Origin of the sequence: Kitasatospora sp. NPDC101155 (assembly GCF_044768305.1) — a bacterium.
Taxonomy (GTDB): domain Bacteria; phylum Actinomycetota; class Actinomycetes; order Streptomycetales; family Streptomycetaceae; genus Kitasatospora.
Window position 1 is genome coordinate 1 of the sequence record NZ_JBIWPN010000120.1, and the last position, 4,998, is coordinate 4,998.

Here is a 4,998-nt window from a genome sequence, read left to right on the forward strand (position 1 = left end):
CGGTGCGGTTCGAGGAGGCGGTGGGTTTCCTGCTGGGGCAGGGGCACCAGGCGTTCATCGAGGCCAGTCCGCATCCGGTGCTCACGATGGGCATCCAGGACACCGCCGAGGCCGCCGAGGCCGCCGGTGCTGGCGTGGACGCGGGCCGGGTGCTGGCGGTGGGCACGCTGCGGCGCGAGGAGGGCGGCCTGGAACGGCTGCTGACCTCCTTCGCCGAGGCGTACGTCCACGGCGTCACCCTCGACTGGCAGCGCCTGTTCACGGGCCAGGACACCCAGCGGGTCGAGCTGCCCACCTACGCCTTCCAGCACGAGAACTACTGGCTGGACGCTCCGGCGGGTGGCGTGGGTGATGTGGTCTCCGCCGGTCTCGGTTCGGCCGACCATCCGCTGCTGGGAGCGGCGGTGGCGCTCGCGGGCGGTGACGGCTTCCTGTTCACCGGTCGTCTGTCCCTGCGCACCCACCCGTGGCTTGCTGATCACGCGGTGGCCGGCACGGTCCTGGTGCCCGGCACCGGGATGCTGGAACTGGCGCTGCGCGCCGGTGAGCAGGTCGGCTGCGACCACGTCGAGGAACTGACGCTGGAGGCGCCGTTGGTGGTGCCCGAGCGTGGCGGTGTCCAGATCCAGCTCGCCGTCGGCGAGTCGGACGAGACCGGCCGCCGCTCCCTCAGCCTCCACTCGCGCATCCACGAGGCGGGCACCGACGAGGAGCTGGCGGGTGCGTGGGTGTGTCACGCCACCGGCACGCTGGCCACTGAGGCCGCCGCCGCGGCAGTTGCTGCCGCCGGTGCCGCCGCGCCCGATCTGATGGTCTGGCCGCCGCGGGATGCCGTCGCCCTCGACGTGACGGACCTGTACGAGCGGTTCGCCGAGCGCGAGTTCACCTACGGCCCGGTCTTCCGAGGCGTCCGGGCCGCCTGGCGCCGGGGCGAGGAGGTCTTCGCCGAGGTCGCCCTGCCCGCCGAGGAGCACGGCCAGGCCGCCCGCTTCGGCATCCACCCGGCCCTGTTCGACTCGACGCTGCACGCGGTGGCGCTGGGCGCGATGGAGCAGGAGGGCCAGGGTCGGCTGCCGTTCGCGTGGTCGGGGGTGTCGCTGAACGCGGTCGGCGCCGCCGCCCTGCGGGTCCGGCTGGCCCCCACGGGCACCGACGCGATGTCCCTGCACGCGGCGGACACCGCCGGTACCCCGGTGATCTCGGTGGAGTCGTTGCTCTCCCGACCGATAACGCTGGACCAGGTGCGGGCGGCCCGCAGCGCCGGCCGGGACTCGCTGTTCCGGATCGACTGGACCGAGCTTCGGGTGCCCGACGAGGTCGCGGCGCCGGCCGGCCGGGTCTGGCTGGGCGAGGTGCCCGCGGGCCTGAGCAGTGTGGCCGGTGAGCGGTTCGAGGATCTGGCGGCGCTGGCCGAGGCGATCGATGCCGGGGCGGAGGTCCCGGGGGCGGTTCTGCTTCCCATGGTCGTCGGCACGGAGGACCCGATCGCTGGTGTCCGCGAGACGGCTGCCCGGGTGCTGGCGGTGGTGCAGGCGTGGGTTGCCGATGAGCGGTGGGCCGACTCCCGGCTGGTGCTGGTGACCCAGGGCGCCGTCGCGGTGGAGCCCGGCGCGGACGTCGCCGATCTGGCTGCCGCGTCGGTGTGGGGGCTGGTGCGTTCGGCGCAGTCCGAGCACCCGGGGCGGATCGTCCTGCTGGACGTCGATGGTGAGGATGCCTCGCGCGTTCTGCCGTTCGCGGTGGCCGGTAGCGAGCCGCAGGTTGCCCTGCGCGGCGGTACGGCGTTCGCGCCGCGCCTGGCGCGCGTTGCGGGTGTGGCCTCCGGTGATGAGACGGTGGACGGGCTTGACTTCGCCGCCGGTGGCACGGTGCTGGTCACCGGTGCGACCGGCACCCTGGGCGCTCTGGTGGCCCGTCACCTGGTGGTCCGGCACGGCGTGCGCCGTCTGCTGCTGGCCAGCCGTCGGGGCGAGGCTGCCCCGGGTGCGGCCGAGCTGATGGCGGAGCTGACCGAGGCCGGGGCCAAGGTCACGCTGGCGGCCTGCGACGTCGCCGACCGCGCGGCTCTGGCTGAGATGCTCGCCCAGGTCCCCGCCGAGGCCCCCCTCACCGGGGTGGTGCACACGGCGGGCGTGCTGGACGACGGCGTGATCGAGTCGCTCACCCCTGAGCGCTTCGACACCGTCCTGCGCCCCAAGGTCGATGCCGCCTGGCACCTGCACGAGCTCACCCAGGGCCTGGACCTGTCCGCCTTCGTGCTGTTCTCCGCGGTGGCCGGCACCTTCGGCTCCCCGGGCCAGGGCAACTACGCGACGGCCAACGCGTTCCTGGACGCGCTCGCCCAGCACCGCAAGGCCCAGGGCCTGCCGGCCGTCTCGCTCGCCTGGGGCTTCTGGGCTGAACTCAGCAGCCTGACTGGCCAGTTGAAGGACACCCAGATCCGCCGCATCACCGGTGGCGGCCTGGTCGCGATGCGGTCGCAGGAGGGCCTGGAGCTCTTCGACGCCGCCTGCGCGACCGGAGACGCCCTGCTGGTCCCGGCCCGGATCGATCTGGCCGGGGTGCGTACCGGAGCCTCCGAGGTCCCCGCCCTGCTGCGCGGCCTGGTGCGGGCCTCCGCCCGCCGGGCCTCCTCGGGCGCGAACCCTGACGCGGCGGCCGCGCTGCGGCAGCGCCTGGCCGGCGCCTCCGAGGCGGAGCGCAGCCGGGCCCTGCTCGACCTGGTCCGAACCACCGTGGCCGCCGTGCTGCGGCTGGACGGCCCGGCGGCGCTGAACGTCCGCCGGGGATTCCTGGACATGGGCGTCGACTCGCTGACCGCGGTCGAGATCCGCAACCAGCTCAACGCGGCCACCGGGCTGCGCCTGCCGGCCACCTCGGTCTTCGACTACCCGACGGCGGTGGCGCTCGCGGACCACGTGTCCGCGACGATCGGCGCCGTCGACGGCGACGCCGGGGCACCCGGACTGGCAGAGCTGGACACCGTGGAAGCCGCCCTGGCCGCGCTCGAACCCGGCGGCAGCGCCGCCACCGAAATCACCACCCGACTGAAGAAGCTCCTCGCGAAGTGGGGTAGCTCCGTGGATTCGACGAGTACGGCGCTTGAGGAGAGCAGCATCGACTCGGCAACGGACGACGAACTCTTCTCGGTTCTCGACGGATTCCGGAATTCCTGAACCCAGCGGTGGAACACCCCTTTCGCTTGAAGGAGTTGACATAAAAGTGGCAAACGAGGACAAGCTCCGCGAATACCTGAAGTTCGCGACCGCCGATCTGCAGCAGGCGCGCCGACGGGTCCACGAGCTGGAGGAGAAGGACCACGAGCCGATCGCGATCGTCTCGATGAGCTGCCGCCTCCCGGGCGGGGTCCGTGGCCCCGAGGACCTGTGGCAGCTGCTGGCCGACGACGGCGACGCCATCTCGGAGTTCCCGAGCGGCCGCGGCTGGGACGACCTCTACGACCCGGACCCGGAGCGGCCCGGCAAGTCCTACGTGCGCGAGGGCGGATTCGTCTACGACGCCCAGGAGTTCGACGCCGGCCTGTTCGACATCAGCCCGCGTGAGGCGCTGGCGATGGACCCGCAGCAGCGGCTGCTGCTGGAGGCGTCCTGGGAGGCCTTCGAGCGGGCCGGGATCGACCCGCTGTCGCTGCGCGGCAGCCGGACCGGTGTCTTCGCCGGAGTGATCTACCACGACTACGCCTCGCGGCTGAACGCCATACCCGAGGGCGTGGAGGGCTACCTCGGCACCGGCAGCTCCGCCAGTGTCGCGTCGGGCCGCATCTCCTACTCGTTCGGCCTGGAGGGGCCGGCGGTGACGGTCGACACGGCCTGCTCCTCGTCGCTGGTCGCCCTGCACCTGGCCGTGCAGGCGCTGCGCCAGGGTGAGTGCACCATGGCGCTGGCCGGCGGTGTGACGGTGATGAACAGCGCCGGCATGTTCGTGGAGTTCTCCCGCCAGCGCGGCCTGGCCCCCGACGCGCGCTGCAAGTCCTTCGCGGCGGGCGCGGACGGCACCGGCTTCTCGGAGGGCGTCGGCATGCTGCTGGTCGAGCGGCTCTCCGACGCCCGACGGAACGGGCACCCGGTGCTCGCGATCGTCCGCGGCAGCGCCGTCAACCAGGACGGCGCCTCCAACGGCCTGACCGCGCCCAACGGGCCCTCCCAGCAGCGGGTGATCCGGGCCGCCCTGGCCAACGCCCGCCTGACGGCCGACCAGGTCGACGCCGTCGAGGCGCACGGGACCGGCACCAAGCTCGGCGACCCGATCGAGGCCCAGGCGCTGCTGGCGACCTACGGGCAGAACCGCGCGGCGGAGCGGCCGCTGTGGCTCGGCTCGGTCAAGTCGAACATCGGTCACACCCAGGCGGCCGCCGGTGTCGCCGGTGTGATCAAGATGGTGATGGCGATGCGCCACGGGGTGCTGCCGCGCACCCTGCACGTGGACGCTCCCACCCCGCAGGTGGACTGGACGGCGGGCGCGGTGTCGCTGCTCACCGAGCCGGTGGAGTGGGCGGCGGGCGACGAACTCAGGCGCGCCGCCGTCTCCTCCTTCGGAGTGAGCGGCACGAACGCGCACGTGATCCTGGAGCAGGCTCCGGTGGAGGAGCCGGCCGAAGAGGTCGTCGACGGGTCCACCCTGCCGGTGGTGCCGTGGGTGCTGTCGGGGAAGTCGGCGGCAGCGCTGCGCGCCCAGGCGGCGCAGCTGGCGGCGTTCGTCGAGGGCTCCGCCGACCTGCGCGACGTGGACATGACGTTCTCGCTGGCGACGGGCCGGGCGGCGCTGGAGCACCGCGGTGTCGTGGTGGCTCGCGACCGGGTGGAGGCACTGGCCGGTCTGCGGAGCATCGCCGAGGGAACCGGGGCGGCCGGGACGGTCGTGGGCGAGGCCGGTGAGGGCCGAACCGCCGGTCGTACGGTGTTCGTGTTCCCGGGGCAGGGGTCGCAGTGGGCGGGGATGGCTGCGGGTCTGCTGGAGGAGTCGGCGGTGTTCGCCGCT

Annotated in this window: 2 protein-coding genes; both read left to right on the forward strand. The window is 73.4% G+C overall.

The features are described 5' to 3' along the window. The coding region (locus ACIRYZ_RS46100) for a type I polyketide synthase (RefSeq protein WP_402955636.1) at positions 1-3,176 on the forward strand (3,176 nt) is incomplete at its 5' end. Positions 3,177-3,216: 40 nt separating this feature from the next. Continuing rightward, the coding region (locus ACIRYZ_RS46105) for a type I polyketide synthase (protein ID WP_402955639.1) at positions 3,217-4,998 on the forward strand (1,782 nt) is incomplete at its 3' end.